The organism is Pseudoalteromonas sp. SR43-3 (assembly GCF_014163875.1).
GTDB classification, from domain to species: Bacteria; Pseudomonadota; Gammaproteobacteria; order Enterobacterales; family Alteromonadaceae; genus Pseudoalteromonas; species Pseudoalteromonas distincta.
In genome coordinates this window covers 345,721-363,783 of record NZ_JACJEC010000004.1, presented here as the reverse complement: position 1 = coordinate 363,783, position 18,063 = coordinate 345,721, and the positions used below count along the sequence as shown (strand labels likewise).

At 38.5% G+C, this 18,063-nt stretch carries 19 protein-coding genes; 16 read left to right on the top strand and 3 right to left on the bottom strand.

The window, feature by feature from the left end:
- Window positions 1-200 precede the first annotated feature (200 nt).
- The 13 genes from H5088_RS08000 (at window position 201) to H5088_RS07945 (ending at window position 12,044) form a co-directional block, all read left to right on the top strand.
- Window positions 201-482 (top strand): hypothetical protein, encoded by a 282-nt coding sequence (locus tag H5088_RS08000; RefSeq protein ID WP_182752629.1) that lies wholly within the window; start codon window positions 201-203, stop codon window positions 480-482.
- A gap of 121 nt (window positions 483-603) precedes the next feature.
- Window positions 604-1,110: a hypothetical protein gene (locus H5088_RS07995; RefSeq protein WP_182752628.1), complete on the top strand. Its 507-nt coding sequence runs from the start codon at window positions 604-606 to the stop codon at window positions 1,108-1,110.
- Window positions 1,111-1,220: 110 nt separating this feature from the next.
- The gene (locus H5088_RS07990) at window positions 1,221-1,670 is read left to right on the top strand and encodes a hypothetical protein (protein ID WP_182752627.1); all 450 of its coding nucleotides are present in this window, start codon (window positions 1,221-1,223) and stop codon (window positions 1,668-1,670) included.
- Window positions 1,671-2,202: 532 nt separating this feature from the next.
- On the top strand, window positions 2,203-2,514 hold the full coding sequence (locus H5088_RS07985; RefSeq protein WP_182738545.1) for a hypothetical protein: 312 nt from the start codon (window positions 2,203-2,205) through the stop codon (window positions 2,512-2,514).
- A 126-nt stretch (window positions 2,515-2,640) separates the two neighbouring features.
- A complete protein-coding gene (locus H5088_RS20300; protein ID WP_259398101.1) occupies window positions 2,641-2,775 on the top strand; it encodes a hypothetical protein in 135 nt (44 codons plus the stop codon).
- Between the two features lie 184 nt (window positions 2,776-2,959).
- On the top strand, window positions 2,960-3,406 hold the full coding sequence (locus H5088_RS07980) for a hypothetical protein (RefSeq protein WP_182752626.1): 447 nt from the start codon (window positions 2,960-2,962) through the stop codon (window positions 3,404-3,406).
- Between the two features lie 117 nt (window positions 3,407-3,523).
- A complete protein-coding gene (locus H5088_RS07975; protein ID WP_182712307.1) occupies window positions 3,524-3,712 on the top strand; it encodes a hypothetical protein in 189 nt (62 codons plus the stop codon).
- 412 nt (window positions 3,713-4,124) lie between these two features.
- The gene (locus tag H5088_RS07970) at window positions 4,125-5,081 is read left to right on the top strand and encodes a phosphotransferase (RefSeq protein WP_182752625.1); all 957 of its coding nucleotides are present in this window, start codon (window positions 4,125-4,127) and stop codon (window positions 5,079-5,081) included.
- Window positions 5,082-5,227: 146 nt separating this feature from the next.
- Window positions 5,228-5,857, top strand: coding sequence for a uracil phosphoribosyltransferase (gene upp / locus H5088_RS07965; protein ID WP_002958676.1), 630 nt, complete (start codon window positions 5,228-5,230; stop codon window positions 5,855-5,857).
- Between the two features lie 10 nt (window positions 5,858-5,867).
- Window positions 5,868-7,106 carry a uracil-xanthine permease family protein gene (locus tag H5088_RS07960; RefSeq protein WP_149593033.1) on the top strand — a complete coding sequence of 413 codons (1,239 nt, stop codon included), beginning with the start codon at window positions 5,868-5,870 and terminating at the stop codon, window positions 7,104-7,106.
- A 145-nt stretch (window positions 7,107-7,251) separates the two neighbouring features.
- Complete coding sequence (locus H5088_RS07955) at window positions 7,252-8,997, top strand: HAD-IIB family hydrolase (protein WP_182752624.1); 1,746 nt, start codon at window positions 7,252-7,254, stop codon at window positions 8,995-8,997.
- Window positions 8,990-10,210 carry a glycosyl transferase gene (locus H5088_RS07950; RefSeq protein WP_002958673.1) on the top strand — a complete coding sequence of 407 codons (1,221 nt, stop codon included), beginning with the start codon at window positions 8,990-8,992 and terminating at the stop codon, window positions 10,208-10,210. Before H5088_RS07955 ends, H5088_RS07950 begins: the two co-directional genes overlap by 8 nt.
- Before the next feature lie 55 nt (window positions 10,211-10,265).
- Entirely contained in the window at window positions 10,266-12,044 is a 1,779-nt protein-coding gene (locus H5088_RS07945) for a sugar phosphorylase (RefSeq protein ID WP_182716889.1), read from the top strand.
- Window positions 12,045-12,466: 422 nt separating this feature from the next.
- Here H5088_RS07945 and H5088_RS07940 read toward each other — a convergent pair whose 3' ends face one another.
- On the bottom strand, window positions 12,467-15,313 hold the full coding sequence (locus tag H5088_RS07940) for a TonB-dependent receptor domain-containing protein (protein WP_182752623.1): 2,847 nt from the start codon (window positions 15,311-15,313) through the stop codon (window positions 12,467-12,469).
- A 617-nt stretch (window positions 15,314-15,930) separates the two neighbouring features.
- Here H5088_RS07940 and H5088_RS07935 point away from each other — a divergent pair.
- Both H5088_RS07935 and H5088_RS07930 read left to right on the top strand, forming a co-directional pair.
- Complete coding sequence (locus tag H5088_RS07935) at window positions 15,931-16,320, top strand: cytochrome b562 (protein WP_039487539.1); 390 nt, start codon at window positions 15,931-15,933, stop codon at window positions 16,318-16,320.
- 83 nt (window positions 16,321-16,403) lie between these two features.
- A complete protein-coding gene (locus tag H5088_RS07930; RefSeq protein ID WP_002958670.1) occupies window positions 16,404-16,790 on the top strand; it encodes an OsmC family protein in 387 nt (128 codons plus the stop codon).
- Between the two features lie 63 nt (window positions 16,791-16,853).
- Here H5088_RS07930 and ykgO read toward each other — a convergent pair whose 3' ends face one another.
- Together ykgO and H5088_RS07920 are read right to left on the bottom strand one after the other, a co-directional pair.
- Window positions 16,854-16,988, bottom strand: coding sequence for a type B 50S ribosomal protein L36 (gene ykgO, locus H5088_RS07925; RefSeq protein ID WP_002958669.1), 135 nt, complete (start codon window positions 16,986-16,988; stop codon window positions 16,854-16,856).
- A complete protein-coding gene (locus H5088_RS07920) occupies window positions 16,985-17,251 on the bottom strand; it encodes a type B 50S ribosomal protein L31 (protein WP_182712301.1) in 267 nt (88 codons plus the stop codon). Before H5088_RS07920 ends, ykgO begins: the two co-directional genes overlap by 4 nt.
- Window positions 17,252-17,492: 241 nt before the next feature.
- Between H5088_RS07920 and H5088_RS07915 the strand changes: the two genes are divergently transcribed.
- Entirely contained in the window at window positions 17,493-17,762 is a 270-nt protein-coding gene (locus H5088_RS07915) for a hypothetical protein (protein WP_039487544.1), read from the top strand.
- Window positions 17,763-18,063 lie beyond the last annotated feature (301 nt).

Sequence of the window (18,063 nt, the reverse complement as noted above, 5' to 3'; positions counted from 1 at the left end):
GTGGCGACTGGACAAAAGTGGTTTGGCATTGGTTCTCTGGTTCCATAGTCTGTATTCATTGCGGGCAACGGGTAAATACAAATGGCTTATAACAAGTTGCTTAATTTCGTTCCGGCCACAAAAAGCGTGGCCTCCACTGGACTGCCTACGCTTCGCTGCGGCAGCCAATTAGCAAAGCGTTATATAGCACAAGGATTATTGTGGAAGATTCGAAGTCATCAGAAAATATCAATCAAATTAAATCTGACGCACGTAAAGCAATATGGATATTTACAGTATTAAACTTATCCGTTATTTTCTTAGCATTTATCCAAGCTTTTGATTTAGTATTTGCAATATTGTTTATTCAAATAGTGCTTTTTCTTGTTTGGTTATTACCTGTAGCTTTGTATCAAATTATCAAGAAAAATCATTCTACAAAAGTTGCTATTTATAAGGCTTTAGGTTCGTATCGAAGCATAATGGAGCAAGTTTCGTGGTAAGTGCTATATAACAAGTCATTAAAGCAGGACTGCTAAAAGTTTGCTCGGTTCCGCTTCGCTACACATTTTAGCAAACTTTTATCAGCCTCTTAATGAGGCGTTAGCAAGCAAGGAAAGCTCGGTGAAATACTCACTATTATTTTTACTACTTTGTAATCTGGTCTCATTCAACAGTCTTTCCTGTTCAATTGCTGGTTGGAGAATGTTTACCCCAATTCCCGATAGTTGGAATGCGGTTACCCTTGAACAACCCGAAAACGGTTACTTTTGGGAGCTAGTGCCAGAGCCAGTAGTGGAATTAAGTAGTTTGTCTCGGGGATCAGGCAAACGAAGTTCAGCTTGTTCTGATTTCGGAATTATAGAGTTAAGCGTATCTCTTCCAAAAAGCAGTTCATATAAAATTTCAGATTTTGGTGTTTACATTAGACTCAACGAAGGAAAACAACCTGATTTAATATTTCCGGATACGCCCATGACTGGACGTATAGATAATGGAGTAATGAAATTGGTATTCCCTTGGCTAGAGCCTCAAAAATCAAAGATAGAGCCATTAAATTTAACATTAGATATATTTCTGGTATCACACAGACTTAATGTAGGTAAATCCGTTAAACTTGTGGTTAAATAGCTTGCTAACAAGCTAATTAATAAGGACAAAAAACAGCTGGCTGTTTTCGTTCCTCAACATTTTAGCCAACAATTTTTTGCCCATTATTAGGGCGTTAGGTGTTTCTAAGGATGAGATTAAGTTTCTTACTATTTTTAATGTGTTTTAGCTTCTTTAGTTTTGCTCATAAAGACACAGGCATAACTATTCAAAAGGACGGTAAACTGAAAGGATTGCCTGCCAAATATTTACCAGCAACTTTCAAAGTTCAAAATTTAACTTTACAAATAGCAGATCGAAAATTACTAATTCCTGAGTGCATCTCTAAATTTTTCGCTAAAAGTGAGCTTTCATTTTCAAGCTCTTGGTATCACACTCGTAGCAAATTACCACCATATTTTAATATCATAGCTGCTTTTCCAGCCAAAAATATTGAATATACATTTATGTTAAATATGGATACATTGGAGTTGATAAAAGCTTATAGTTTTCCATATAAAATGGATATAGCGGGCATACGGTATAGTATGGAGCCAATAGGGTTATCATCAGACTGTATAAAAAGTATCAAGGGTGGCTAGGTCAAAAAAACACCTAACAAGGCATTAAAGCAGGACAAAAAACAGCTGGTTTTTGCTCGTGCCTCGCTAATTTTAACCAGCTATTTTATTGCCTCTTAATGAGGCGTTAGGTAACAGGGAATGGGAACAGAAATACTTGTATTGACTTACTTAACGACTCCACTGATGTTCGTGGTCAATGCAGCCTTATTGTTTAAAGGTAAATTCCCCAACTCTAAAGCTCTAGTGTTATTGTTGCTAAATCTCGTTTTTATGGGCTACTTTGTAGTGTCAGGGCTACTCAATGGGTATTTAATACAAGCGTTACTAATTGGTGGTTTTTTTCTAATTCCGTTTCAAATTATAGCGTTAATAGTTGCCACACTATTAAGTTATAAAGTCAGCAAGTTACTAGGTAATATTTGCAATGTTACCTAACAAAAAAATCAAGATCGCTCGCTGCGCGGGTTGGGACGCATACACGCAGGGCGGCTTCGCCATTATGCCCTGCGCGCCTGCGCCCCTTATTTAAAAGTTATGTTCTAGGAAGAGAATGAATACTCATAGGATTATTTTAGGAGCTTTATTTTTCGTAATCGGAGCTTTATTTTTCATTATTGTCGGTATGACCTTTGTAAATAACGCAGCTTCTTTTGGCATCATCCAAGGGGTTATCACCCTAGTATTTGTTGCTAGCTTCTTCTTAATGTCCTTTGCAGGCTTCGGATTACTGCGTAATAAAGTTTGGGCTTATTTTCCTGCTCAAATTGCTGCGTACATAAATATTTTAAATATTCCAATTGGCACAGCTATGGCTATCTATTACATTTGGTTTCATCGCTCGTTTATTAAAGAACGAACATAACAAACGCATTAACACTCGCTGCGCTCGCTAGGGACAAATACACGTAGGCTCCCTGCGCTTCGCTCGGTATTTTAGCCTACGTATATTTGCCCGTTATGCGGGAAGTTAGTTGCAAAGGGAACTCTGATGAGTAATTGGAATAAAACAGGTGCGGTAAAAAATCCGATAAAGTTTGGTTTAGCTATTGGCACATCAATAGGTGTTGCAATAGGAATTATCATCCAGAATGTTTTATTAGGTGTTTTTTTGGCATGGCGGTAGGTGCAGTATTTGGTTTTTCTCTCAAGAAAAAGCAAAATGTAGACAAAGGTTAAATTGGCTATTTGCAACTAACAAGAACATCAAACGGAAAATTTACAGTTGGCTCTTTTTCGTTCCTCAAAATTTTAGCCAACTATAATTTTCCGCTTATGTAAGCGTTATGTGTGAAGGAAGCGACAAGGATATGCAAAGAAGTTTTGATGAATATATGGAGTACATCCTTTCACTCAAAGATGTCCTGCCAGTAGAGTTGTTTAAGTTTTCTTCAAACACTGAACACTACGAATTGAGCCATGCAGATTCTTTACATGATGCATGGATTGTCTCTCTTGTGGTTAAAGAAAATAGAAATGCTAGTCGGCCATTTAATTGTAGCTTATCAGTAGAAATTAACTTGCTTGGGCAACATCATGACCGAGAATTAATACTTAAGTATTTGAATGTTTCTAAATACGGTTTTGTTGGTCAACGTAATGAACTGAACGCCAACGATACATTTCATGGTGATATTCTTTCACATGAGGTGGGTTTGAAATCCGGAGGATTTACTCACACTATCGCCATGCGTTCAGGTTCTGTATTTGAGGTTGTATTTAACGGGTTCTCTTTCGAGGTTCAGTTAAACACATAACAAAAAAATCAAGTCACTCACTTCGTTCGCTGGGACGCATACACGCAGGGCGGCTTCGCCATTATGCCCTACGTGCCTGCGCCCCTTATTTAAAAGTTAGTTGCAAAGGGAACTCTGATGAGTAATTGGAATAAAACAGGTGCGGTAAAAAACCCGATAAAGTTTGGTTTAGCTATTGGCATATCAATAGGTGTTGCAATAGGAATTATCATCCAGAATATTTTATTAGGTGTTCTTTTTGGTATGGCGGTAGGTGCAGTATTTGGTTTTTCTCTCAAGAAAAAGCAAAAAGTAGACAAAGGTTAAATTGACTATTTGCAACTAACAAGAACATCAAACGGAAAATTTACAGTTGGCTCTTTTTCGTTCCTCAAAATTTTAGCCAACTATAATTTTCCGCTTATGTAAGCGTTAGCTTGAAGGGAGGCGTATGTTTTCAAATATGAAACTTAGTCATTTAGTATTGCTACTAAGTTCGACTTTCACAGCAGGGAGTTTCGCTAACGTATGCTCAAGTGATGAGCTTATTCAAATCAATAATTATATTTATGACGTTAAGAACCTATCAAAAAGTTATCACTCTGTTGTGGCATAGTGATTTTGGCCACTATTTACATACAAACTTGTATAAAACCAAGTGGAGCTTTCTTATGCCTTAGTTTTATGAAAAACGTCCACTAATGTTAAACTACAAAAAACTTAATTACTTAATATAGCTATGGCATTTTACATTCCTTTATTACAACCTCACTTTAAGCACATTGAAATTGGCGATACGCTTACATCACTTTGGAGTGGATGTGGCAGTATTGTGCAGTGCCAGCTTGATGATAAAGCCTGCGTTATTAAAGCGATTAAAATACCCAGTTATATAAACCATCCTAAAATTAAACAAAGCGAATTTGCGCTTAAAAGAAAGCAGCACTCATATAGTGTTGAATACACATTTTATAAGCTTTATAGCCAGCATTTACCAGTACATGCGCAAAGTATTGAATGTATAGGTGCAATTAATAAAGATGATGAATATGCGCTGGTGTTTAAGGATTTCACCAAACATGGGTTTACTCAAGCAGGGCCGCAACATGTTAAAGCTATATTAAGGTGGCTTGCACACTTTCATGCGTTTAACTTAAGTAAACCCGCTGAAGGGTTATGGCAGCAAGGCAACTACTGGCATTTAAGCACGCGCCCAGATGAGTTTAATAAACTAAAAGATAACCTTGATAAAAAGTCCGATATTAAAAATGCTGCACATAAAATAGATGAGCAGCTACAAAGTTGTACGTATAAAACGCTGATTCATGGCGATGCAAAACTTGCTAACTTTGCAGCAAATGAGCGCGATGAAATACTCGGTTATGATTTTCAGTATATAGGTGCAGGTTCTGGGATAATTGATGTAATGTATTTTATGACCAGTTGCTTGAGTGATGCACAATTACACGAGTGCGCTGATGAGTACCTTGTGTATTATTTTGACAATTTAAAGGCTGCTATTACAGCTTATCACCCTTGGGCACCAGCAAGTAAAATAGCTGACGATTGGCTCGCTTTATGGCCTGCTGCATGGGCTGACTTTTATCGATTTTTAGCTGGGTGGAGCCCCGAGCATCAAAAAATAAATAGTTATATGCAACAGCAAGTAAACAGCTGGTTAGCGGGTAACATTTAATAAACAGGTTTTGCTAATCTCTTGCATAAATATCAAGCAAAACAATACATTTTGGCACGATGTATGAAAATCTCTTTAAAACTACAGGTCAAATGACCTTTTTTAATATAAAATACTGCAAATTCTTGTATCAGTAGGTTTATATCATGGCAATTCACGTTATTTCTCACCCTCTTGTTCAACATAAACTAGGCCTAATGCGAGCGCATGGTATTAGTACTAAAAGCTTTCGTGAATTATGTTCTGAAGTTGGAACCTTATTAACCTACGAAGCAACTAAAAACCTACAGTTAGAAGATAACGAAATTACAGGCTGGGATGGCAATAAATTAAAAGTAGAGCATATTAAAGGTAAAAAAATTACCGTAGTGCCTATTTTGCGTGCTGGTCTTGGCATGATGGACGGTGTTATGCAGTTATTACCAGCCGCTAAAGTAAGTGTTGTTGGTCTTGAACGTAACGAAGAAACGCTAGAGCCAGTACCATATTTTGAAAAGCTTGTTGGTAATATTGATGAGCGCTTAAGCTTAGTTATTGACCCTATGCTTGCAACCGGTGGCTCAATGATTGCCACAATCGATATGCTTAAAAAAGCAGGCTGTAAAGAAATCAAAGTAATTGTATTAGTAGCTGCACCAGAAGGTGTGGAAAAAACACTTACAGCACATCCCGACGTAGAAATATTTACAGCCTCTGTAGATAGCCACTTAAACGAAAAGGGCTATATTATCCCTGGTTTAGGCGATGCGGGCGACAAAATATTCGGTACTGTTTAGGAATCTTTAAGTGCAAAATAATGACACCTTTTCAATAAAAACTATTTTAACAGGCGCGCAAATGCTGTTTGTAGCATTTGGTGCACTGGTATTAGTGCCACTTTTAACGGGCTTGGATCCTAATGTTGCGCTTTTTACCGCTGGCATTGGTACTTTGCTGTTTCAGGTAGTGACTAAAGGCCAAGTGCCTATATTTTTAGCTTCATCATTTGCTTTTATTGCACCCATTATTGCCGCTGTGCAAATGTGGGGCGTGCCAGCCACTATGGGCGGCTTAATGGTAGCGGGCTTTGCTTATATGCTTTTAAGTTTATTAGTAAAATTTAAGGGCGTTGCAACGCTTCATAAAATTTTACCGCCTGTGGTTGTAGGCCCTGTAATTATGGTTATTGGTTTAGCGCTTGCACCTGTTGCTGTAAATATGGCGATGGGTAAAAGTGGCGACGGAAGTATTCAAATTATTGATTACAACAGTGCTATTTATATTTCGTTGTTCTCGTTAGTGGTTACGCTTATTTTTGCAGTGTGGGGAAAAGGCGTATTTAAGCTTATACCTATTCTGGCAGGGGTTGTTGCGGGTTATTGTTTATCGCTTGGTATGGGCGTTGTGCAATTTGATGCAGTAACTAACGCACAGTGGTTTGCTGTACCAAACTTCACATGGCCTGAGTTTAAATGGCAGGCTATTTTGTTTATGGTGCCTGTAGCAATAGCACCTGCAATTGAGCATATTGGCGATATGATGGCTATAAGCCAAGTAACCAATAAAGACTTTTTGAAAAAGCCTGGGCTTCACCGTACTTTGTTTGGTGATGGCCTTGCGACGTCTGCAGCATCATTATTTGGTGGCCCGCCTAACACTACTTACTCAGAAGTAACGGGGGCAGTTATGCTTACCAAAAACTTCAATCCTAAAGTAATGATGTGGACAGCCATTATCGCCATTATTTTAGCCTTTGTTGCTAAAATGGGATCTGGCTTACAGACTATACCTGTACCTGTAATGGGCGGCATTATGATTCTACTTTTTGGCTCTATTGCTGTAGTGGGTTTAAATACATTAGTTAAGTCGGGCGATGATTTAACAGCACCACGTAACTTAAGTATTGTTGCACTTATTTTGGTGTGCGGTATTGGCGGTATGCATATAGGTGGTAGCCAATTTAGTTTAGAGGGCGTAAGTTTATGCGCTATTTTAGGCATTGTACTCAACCTTGTATTACCTAAGGCGCAGCCTCAAGAGAGTTAATAGTGCACGTAAGTTAAAAATATTGCACCAAAATAGCGCATTTTCAATGCGCTATTTTTTTAACCTATTAATAAATATACAAAAATAATAATGGTCTAGTATCTGCATTTAATTTCCAGAACGCATCGTATGCAAAGGAGTTACTATGTCAGAGGCCAATATTGTGGATATAACCCCGTTTTTAGCAAAACACCAACTGCCTTTAAAGTATCAATATTTGAGTGAGCAATATTTTGTTCCACTTGCGCATGACATCCTCGAATCTAAAAAAACAAATACTCCTATTTTTGTTGCCATAAATGGATGCCAGGGCTCAGGAAAAACAACACTCGCAGATTTTTTAGTTACGTGGTTTTCTAAAAACACACCACTTAACAGTGTAGCATTGTCAATTGATGACTTTTATTTAGCAAAACAAGCACGTGCTGAGCTTGCCAAAGACGTACATCCTCTTTTTACTACTCGCGGAGTACCGGGTACTCACGACGTAGCGTTAATGAATAGCACAATAACTAATTTACTGGCAGGAGAGGTAAACGTACCGCTTCCCCGTTTTAATAAACACGAAGACGACTGCGTGCCAACAAGTGATTGGCTAACAAATGAAAAGCCAGTTGATATTGTTATTTTAGAAGGGTGGTGTGTGGGCAGTGAGCCACAACCGTTGTTTTCATTGAGTGAGCCGCTTAACGAGCTAGAGCAACAGTTTGATAAAGAAGGCGTTTGGCGCCGCTGTGTAAATAGCTGTTTGGCAAATGAATATAAAGCCGTTTTTAACCTAATTGATTATACAGTTATGCTAAAAGCACCGAGTTTTAGTGATGTTTTTACATGGCGACAAGAGCAAGAACAAAAGCTAATAGCCAAAAAAGGTGAAGGCTCAGGCACCATGACTAACGAGCAATTGGTGTATTTTATTTCTCATTTTGAGCGCATTACGCGTGAGAACTTAAACACACTGAGCGCTAAAGCAAATGCTTTAATTGAACTTGATAGCAACCGAGATATTAGCGGTATGCACCTAACAAGTGATGACACCCTTCAACCTATTATTTTTACAGATTTGGACGGTACATTACTCGATCACGCCGATTACAATACAAATAATATTAGTGAGTTATTACAGCAGCTGCAAAATGCGCATATTCCTGTGGTGTTTAATACCAGCAAAACTTTTTGCGAAGTTATAGAGCTTAAAAACGATTTAAATATTCAACAACCTTTTATTGTCGAAAACGGTGCAGCGGTATTTATTCCAGAAGACTATTTTGAATTAAAGCCAATTGGTTGTAAAAAAGTAGGCGCTTATTGGTGCTACGCAATGGCAAAGCCGTTATCGAGTTTATTAAATGATTTAAATACTTTAAAGGCGGATTATAAAGCGCATTACAAATTGTTTAGTGACTTATCGAGTGAGCAAATATCAGAGCTTACCGGGCTAAACGATGCACAAGCAAGACGCGCACAAACTCGCGATTATTCAGACCCTCTTTATTGGTATGGCAATGACGAATTACTCACAGCCTTTGTAAACGACGTTGAAGCACTCGGCTACGATATAAAAATTGGTGGACGCTTCATTCATATTGCCAAAAATACCGATAAAAGCGCTGCACAGCAGTGGTTAGTTAAACAGTTTACCCATCATTTCAGAAAGCCTCTCACGGTTATAGCACTGGGTGATAGCGATAACGATAAGCAAATGTTAGAGCACGCAAATATCGCCATTATTATTGCCAATCCGGCGAGTAAAAAGCCGGTTAAATTGTCGCACAACAAAGCACGATACTCTCAATCGCCAGCACCGCTGGGCTGGATTGAAGAAATAACGTCGTTGCCGTGTATTAGCAGTATTTTAAGTATTTCTGAGGAGCAAACATCTCATGGCTGATTTTTACCAAAATGGCATTATTACAACACTACATAATATTGCCGACAGACCAATAGAAGACCTAGAAAAAGAGCTACTTACTTTTAGTAAGCAGCGCCCTATGGGGTTAATACTTCCTTCGTTATTTAGTGAACTTGAAGGCCCTGCGCTGCAAAATATAGTTAGTGAATTACGCGAAGTACCATATTTATCACAAATTACGATAGGCTTAGATAGAGCCGACGAAGCACAGTACCGTCATGCACTAGGCTTTTTTAAAGAGCTAAACCAAAACCATAAAGTATTATGGAACGACGGCCCACGCTTACAAGCACTAGATAAAGAATTACAAGAGCTAGGTGTTGCACCACGTGAGCTGGGTAAAGGGCGTAATGTGTGGTATTGCATGGGTTATAAATTAGCAACAGCAGAAGTAGAGTCTATCGCGCTGCATGATTGCGATATTTTAACCTACGACAGAAGCCTACTTGCTCGCTTAATTTACCCCGTTGCGCATCCGCGTTTTAACTATGAATTTTGTAAAGGGTTTTACCCGCGTACTGCTAATGGCAAAATTAATGGCCGTGTATCGCGCTTATTAGTAACGCCATTGCTTCGCTCATTTAAAACAATTTTAGGCAATACCGACTACCTTGAATATATGGACTCTTTTAGATACCCACTTGCAGGTGAGTTTTCGTTTAGACGCGATGTATTAAACGATATTCGTATCCCAAGTGATTGGGGCCTTGAAATAGGTGTACTGAGTGAAATGTATCGTAACTATTCGCATAACCGCTTGTGCCAAGTAGATATTGCCGATAATTACGATCATAAACACCAAGAACTTTCACTTGATGATCAAAGTGCAGGTTTGTCTAAAATGTCGATTGATATTACTAAGGCATTGTTTAGAAAGCTGGCGACTCAAGGTGTTACTTTTACCAGCGAAACAATTCGTTCATTAAAAGCGACTTATTACCGTATCGGTTTAGATTTTATAGAAACGTATCATAACGACGCGCTAATGAACGGGTTAACGCTTGATGTACACCAAGAAGAAAAAGCAGTAGAAATGTTTGCACAAAATATTATGGAAGCAGGGCAACACTTTTTAGAAAACCCAATGGAAGCGCCATTTGTGCCAAGTTGGAACCGTGTTGTATCAGCAATGCCAGACGTACTTGAGCGCTTAAAAGAAGCCGTAGAGTTAGATAACGAAGAATATAGTTAACCTGCGTGCAGGTTAATTAGCCTATAAGTCTAAACAATAAATATTAGGGGCGCATGTGAGCACAGTTAGCGAATTATTTTTACAACGAGTAGAGCAACATCTTCATATTATTTATGAGGGTGTTGAGCTGCCTTTATCGGTTACTGAGCTTGCTCAGCAACTCATTAAAATTATACTAGGTAGCAATGCACTGCGCGACCCGACACCCCATACAAACCGGTGGGATGAACAAGATATAGTATTGATTGCTTATGGCGACTCTATTATTAAACACGATGATAGTGAATTTGCAGTATCGAGCCCAATGGAGGCACCGCTTAAAACACTACACAGGTTTATAAAAGAGCAATGTGATATGCAGTTAAATGCGCTGCACATATTGCCATTTTACCCGTACAGCTCAGACGAAGGCTTTGCCGTAATGAACTACGTGCAAGTGAATGAGTCCTTGGGTGATTGGGGAGATATTCGAAATATCGCTAAAGATGTAAAGCTAATGGCGGATTTGGTTATTAACCATTGCTCAAGCAGAAGTGTATGGTTTGAGAACTTTTTAAATGATTTACACCCGGGTAAAGATTATTTCAAAACGGCGAGCTTAACGGATGATTTAAGCCAAGTTGTACGCCCGCGAACCTCATCGTTATTAAATACTGTAACAACGCCAAGCGGTGAAAAGCACGTATGGTGTACGTTTAGTCACGATCAGGTTGATTTTGACTTTGGCAATCCTGATGTACTTAAAGAGTTTGTGGGAATAATTAGGCATTATTTAGACAATGGCGTGCGTTTATTTAGACTCGATGCGGTCGCATTTTTGTGGAAGCAGCTTAATACAAGTTGTATTAACTTGCCGCAAACACATGAAGCCGTAAGGCTAATGCGAACACTTATTGAGCACGCAGAGCCGAGCGTAGTTATAATTACCGAAACCAATATTCCAAATCAAGAAAACCTGTCTTATTTTGGTAATGCCAACGAAGCGCACAGTATTTATAACTTTGCACTGCCGCCTTTATTGCTTCATACATTACTTAGTGGCGATAGCACTGCAATTAAGCATTGGATGATGAGCATGCCGCCTGCGCAAAATGGTACGGCATACTTTAATTTTATAGCCTCGCACGATGGAATAGGGCTCAGACCAATTGAAGGTTTATTGCAACCCAGCGAAGTGGCGTCACTAGTAAGTACCACTATGCAATTTGGTGGTCGTGTATCTATGCGAACCAGTAACGATGGAACGCATACACCGTACGAGCTAAATATTGCTTTATTTGATGCTCTCCAAGGAACGCACAATGGCCCAGATAAGTTTGGCCTGGAGCGGTTTATGTGTGCTCACGCAATTATGTTTGCGCTTGAAGGTATCCCAGGGCTTTATATTCATAGTTTGTTGGGTACAACTAACGATTACGAACGCTTTGAAAATTCACAGCATAACCGTGCTATTAACCGCCATCGTTGGCAAGAGTCAAAGCTACTGGCGGCAATTGGTGAAAAGTACAGTCATCATCATAAAGTGTTTAACGGCATAAAAAGTTTATTGGCAGTACGCAAAAAGCAAAGTGCCTTCCACCCAAATGCTACACAGTTTACGCTGCATTTAGCAGGCGGATTATTTGGTTTTTGGCGACAAAGTATAGACAGACGCCAAAGCATATTTTGTGTTTATAACATTAGCGATAAACCACAAACACTTACATTAGCCGACTTAAACTTAATTAACACCCAAAAGTGGTTTGATTTGGTGGCAGATAAAACGATTGAAGAAAGCCAATTAACAATAGAGCTGGAACCATACCAAAGCGTGTGGCTGAGTAATATTAAATAAAATGTATTAAAAAAGGCTCGCACTGCGAGCCTTTGTTTTAACTAGGGCGTGTTGATCTTTGTGGATTGAAATTTGTTCAATCTAGGGGCGATTAAATCGCGACGCGAGGTTTGTAACCTAGTGGGCTCGATAACTGCTCCTGCGTTATTCTACTGGCTTACATCCATGTAAGAATAAGTAAAAACCGAGCAAAGCTTCCGCGTCCTGCTCACGCCCCTTACCTACATCCATGTAGGCAACAAAGAGTTAATCGCCCCTAGAAAGAACCCTTCGGGCAGCGCATGTTTGGTATTTATGCTGCGTTATCGCCTATTTATGGGGAATAACCACACTACATAGGCTCTGCCTTGCCTAAAAACCAAACATACTGCTGCAAATTCACCCACCAATGATCAACACGCCCTAATAAGTTATTTTATTAATTATAAGCTGTAGCTTAAGTTAATGTAGCCAAAGCGGCCAATGTTATCGTAACTTGCGCTACCCGCGCTTGTACCACGTGAACCGTACGGAAGTTTACGATTAAATACGTTATCAACACCTACTTTAACGCCTAAGCCGCTATCGAAGTTGTAACCAACAGTCATATCGGTAATAAAGTATTTACCGTAAGACATTTGGTTACTTGGGTTCGAGTTACTTTCAAGCTCAACATTTGTATATAAATCTACTTCACTTAAAAAGCGTGTTTCAACTGTTGAGAAAAAGTTATCCATAACATAACTTACAGATAAGTTAGTTTGCCACTTAGCTTCACCTGTAGTACCTGCGTATTCAATGTAGTTACTAGGGTCGTCTTGGAACGGGTAATCTTTACGTTCAATTAAGTAGGTACCAATTAAGCGGGTTTTGAAGCTACCTTCAAGCGCGTCAAAGTCGTAACCTAGTTCAAAATCTATCCCTGATGCTTTTTGGCCGGCAACATTTAATACAGAGTTTTGTATTAAAGTAATTTCACCATTAGCATTACGTGTAATTAAGTTACAGTACTGATTGTTTATACCTGTTGCGCTATCAACACAGCGATCAAGAATGTCTTGCGCGTCGATTGTGTCAATCGCATCTTCAAGTTCAATTTCCCAGTAATCAATAGTAAGCAGCGCGTTTTCTAAAAACTCTGGTTGGTAAACAATGCCTACAGTTGTACTTGTTGACTCTTCGCCTTTTACATCGCGGTTACCGCTAGTTAAACCATCTAATGAGGCTGCATCGTAACCTGAGTTAAAGTCACTCGCTACACCTAATGCGGCACAGTTTGCAGTACGTGTTGCACCGTTTGATAAGTCACCTAGGTTGTCGGCGCGACACGGGTCGTCTACATTGTAGAAAGTTTGACTTGCTGCCCCAAATACTTCACTAATGTTTGGCGCACGAAGTGCTGCAGATTGAGTTACACGTACACGTAGCTCATCATTTACAGTCCAATCAAGGCCAAGTTTCCAGCTAGTTGCTTCGCCAATCGTACTGTAGTCAGCATGACGTACTGCAGTGTCAAATACTAAATCTTGGATAAGCGGTAAGTCAGTTAAAATTGGCATCGTCGCTTCAAAAAATACTTCGCGTACGTTGAACGAGCCTTTATCTTCGCCCAGTGCGTTAAAGAAAGTACCTTCTGCGTTATCTGGCTCTTTAGTTTCGCTTTCTTCTTTACGGTACTCGGCACCAAATGCAATACCTACATAACCTGCTGGTAATTCAAAAATAGCGCCATTAGCAAGTGAGCCAGAAACAACTGTTTGCTTAATTGTTGAAGTACCAACTGATACCGTATTTATGTAATCAATAGCTTGTTGAGATGGTGCGCCAAAACCCATAATATTTACAGGTACACATCCGTCAGCTTGCGCAGCAGCGCTACGACATACTACGTTGCCATTTGTATCTTCAACGGCATCAAGTGCATTAAAGTAGTTGGCTAAAATCATGTTAGCGCCGTTTTCACGCTCTAGATCTGTTTGGCCGTATACAACTGACGTATCTAATTCCCAATCTTCTAAAACAGTCCCTTTTAAGCCGGTAACAAAACGCGTTGTTTCACGCGTATTGTTTTCAATGCGGCGGCCAAGGTCACTCATCATGCGGTTAACCATGATTGAATCAACACCTTCCTCTTGCATACGTGCTTTGATGGCTGGGTCTAGGTAAGGGTTATCAATGTTAATGCTGTTGTCGCTGTCAAAAAAGAAAAACGCAGGTTGACCTATGCTTTCGCCTTGGCTGTTTACGTATTTTGCATCAAAGTAGACGTTTAAATCGTCGGTCACATCGTAGTTAACTTTAAAGTTTACGTTGTAACGTTCAAACTCAGGTTGTATTTCTTCAAATTGGCCTAAGTTAAAAAAGTCACATTCTGCACATGAATATGGATCTGCGTTATTGCCTATGTATAAATCACGTGCGCTGCTATCAGGGTTAAAGCTATTAATATACTTAGTTGGATCTTCAAGTGCATAAACACCTGAATCATTGATGGCGTAATAACCCGCATTAGGTGTTAAAATATCATCAGGAAAGTCAGCACTATTTTTGTTTTCATCCGTTTGGGCTTGGTTAGGTAAGCTGCTAAAAGATGTGCTAGTCCAAGGGTGGTCAAGTGCATTTAATGAATCTTGGCCAGAGTACTCAATAGCAAAAGCTGCATTACCACGGCCGTTATCAAAATTAGAGCCGTACGAGAACGTCGCTTTTTCGTTGTTGTAGCTGTTTAAATCGGCAAAACCTCGGGTAACACTAAAATCCATACCTTCAATGTTGTCTTTTAGTATAAAATTTACAACACCTGTTACCGCGTCAGCTCCATATACAGCGGATGCACCACCAGTGATAATTTCTACACGCTCAACCCATACACTTGGAATAGTATTGGTATCTACAGCTTGAGAACCTGCAGAGCTTGATACATGACGCTTACCATTTACAAGTACCAAAGTACGGTCTGTACCCATGTTACGTAAATCAAGAATATTTAAACCAGCGGTACCAATAAAACGGCCTGAGTTAGCCATAGAATATGTATTGCCAAGTGCTGGTAAATTGTTTAGCGCTTCACCAATGTTTACAGCGCCAGTATTAATTAGCTGCTCGCCGCTTATAACTGTTACTGGTGCAGGTGCAATAGCACCTTCACGTAAGATACGTGAACCCGTTACTTCAACGCGTTCAATTTTTGTTGCTTGCTCATCTTGTGCAAGCACAGAATTACTTGCTGTTGCAGCAGCAGTAATTAATGCACATTTAATGCTATTAGAAAGTAAATTATGACGTTTCATGTGTTTCCCAAAGGACATTTTATAGTAATTTAATACGATATTTATTTTTACTTAATACAGTCTGTATTAGATAAAAACCTATAACTTTTGTTATGAGGGCGGCGATTATTGCATGCTGATAATCTTATTAAAAGTAAGTAACTTACTGTTAAATAAGCAACTTGAAATAATTTGAATGGCTATTATTGCCTTTTTTACACTAGTTTATGGGGGGGGGAGATTAGGTGGCTATTTATGGTTAATTTACATGGTGGGTTTGTTTTGTATTTATGCTGTTTACATGTTTATAGTTTTTATAATTTTAGAGATGGTTTTTATAGCAATTATTTTTTAGTTAAAAGTAGTTAGGAATATTCTAATTTATATAAAGAGCAGGCGGTGAGTGTTATATGTACTTAGTTGTAAGTATTATGTATGTAAATCCCGTTTTAAAATGACTTTAATGTAAGGCTTTATTTTCAAATAAAGTGAAGTTTGAATATTTTTCATTATTAATCTTTAAAAAGCTCTAAACGTGTAAACCCCCTTTACAGTTTTGGGGGTCTCAATTGCTCCTTAAGTTACTTTAGCGCGTAAACTTGGTACAATTTAGCTGTCTTTAATTAATAGGTTTGACCATGAAGTATTTAGTTATTATTTTTACCTTGTTGTTTAGTTCAATGTCTTTTGCGCAGCAATCTGTCGATCTTGAAATAAATATGAAAAATACGGGCCTTGCGTATAAACAAGCAGTACAGGCAACTCAACTTAGTGAATTTAATACTGCGATTGATGAATTTATAAAGCTAGTAAAAGTAAGTAAAACAGGTAAGTTTTACAAAAAGCCTGAGCAGTCATTGCAGGGCCTTGATAAAGTGATTGCCCAAGCTGAGCTTGCTAAAAAAGCAGCGAACGAGCAGGGTCTAAGTGCAGCAAAAGAACCGTTAAAAAATATAGATAATTTACGTAAAAAATATCATGAGCTACATGAGCCTCCAGGGTTCTTTGAATTACTGTTCGGTTCATAAACCTAAACTATATGTATCTTTAGTCGCTACTTTTAAGCTAACTGCGTTAAAAGTATCTGCAGCAATAAATATAAGGAAACACAATGGAAATTTCAGTTTCAATGTTAGAAGGCCAAAAGCAAAGCGCTAAATTTGGCGACCTAGAAGTAATCAGCGATCAAAGTGTAAACGCTGGTGGCAACGCAGAGCATCCAGAACCGTTTGATTACTTTTTAGTAAGTATGGTTTTATGTGCAGGTTTTTATGCACGTAAATTTTGTGAGCAGCGTGATATTTCAACGCAAGGTATGACGCTTACTCAAAATAATGAAAATGTAGATGATAACGGTAAAAAGTTATTTTCAATTGAGATTAACCTACCAGACGGTTTTCCTGATAAATATAAAAAGGCGCTTATTGCAGCCGTTAATACCTGTACGGTAAAAAAAGTAATTCAGGCAGTGCCAGAGTTTTCAGTAGTGGTAAAATAATCCTCCCTAAATTAGGTAGCTTTAACAGGCTACCTAATTCTGTATAGTGCTCCACGGCTTAACTTATTTCTTTTTCATTCCTTGTACTGCTTTAAAGCGTGGGTTGTTTTTACAAATTACAAATACACGACCTTTGCGTTTTACAATTTGACACCCCGGGCGTTGCTTGGCGCTTTTTAGAGAGCTTAATACTTTCATACCTTTTCCTTTTTAACAGTTGATAAACTTTTAAAACGACGGTTAAACTGCGCAACACGGCCATCTGTAGCAACAGTTTTTTGCTTGCCTGTATAAAATGGGTGTGAGTCACTTGATACGTCAATAGGTACATATGGATAAGTATTACCGTCTATTTCTACTGTGCGGCTTGTTTTAATGGTTGAGCCAATAATAAAGTAAGAATCGGCAGCAGTATCGTGAAAAGCAACCACTTGGTAATCAGGATGAATATTTGGTTTCATAATACGCCTCAATAAATGATATGTGATAATGTATCATTTTAATTTAACGTATTTATTCTCTCATTGCAAATTATTTAAATGCTCCCCAAAAGGGGCGTAATTGCTGGCTATTTGTGCAAATAAATCAAAAAATAAGCACTTGAATTAAAAATGCTGGCTATTGGCGTTTAGGCTGTTATAACTATATTTAAGAGTTAAAACGTTAACAAATACGGTTATAAAGTTATTACAGAGGTTATGTATGAGTGACGCAACACAACAACAAGAACAAATTGACCAAGGGGTGATGGAAACCCTAAGAGAGCGCGACCACAGTACCTTGGCGCAACAAGTAAATCCGTTAACCTGCAACCACAATGATATTGTAGAGTTACTAGCAAGGTATATGGCACTTAGTGAGCAAGAAGATGATGAGCTGTTTGATACTTGGTTTGATAACCTAACTAAAGAGCAACATACTGTTTTAAAAGTATTTGAAGTTTACCGTGGACAATATGAGCACCAAAATTAAAGTGTTTATTTTTGTAAGTATGCCAAATCCAGTGGTTATTTAAATAAAACTAAATAGCCACTACTACTTTTTAACTAGAAAGTAGTAATGTTGTATCAACCACTACTCCCACCTGTTTTCATCATAATTTTTTGCGGATTTAATCTTATCTTTATTTAGGTACGACTTACTGATATTCATAAGTATTTATTGCTATTTTAAGGTAATGTTCTAGTTTTAATAGACAGACTGTTTATAATTTAAATAAGTTTATGGGTTATATACTCGAAAATATTCGCTCCCATTTCGTAATTCATAAAAC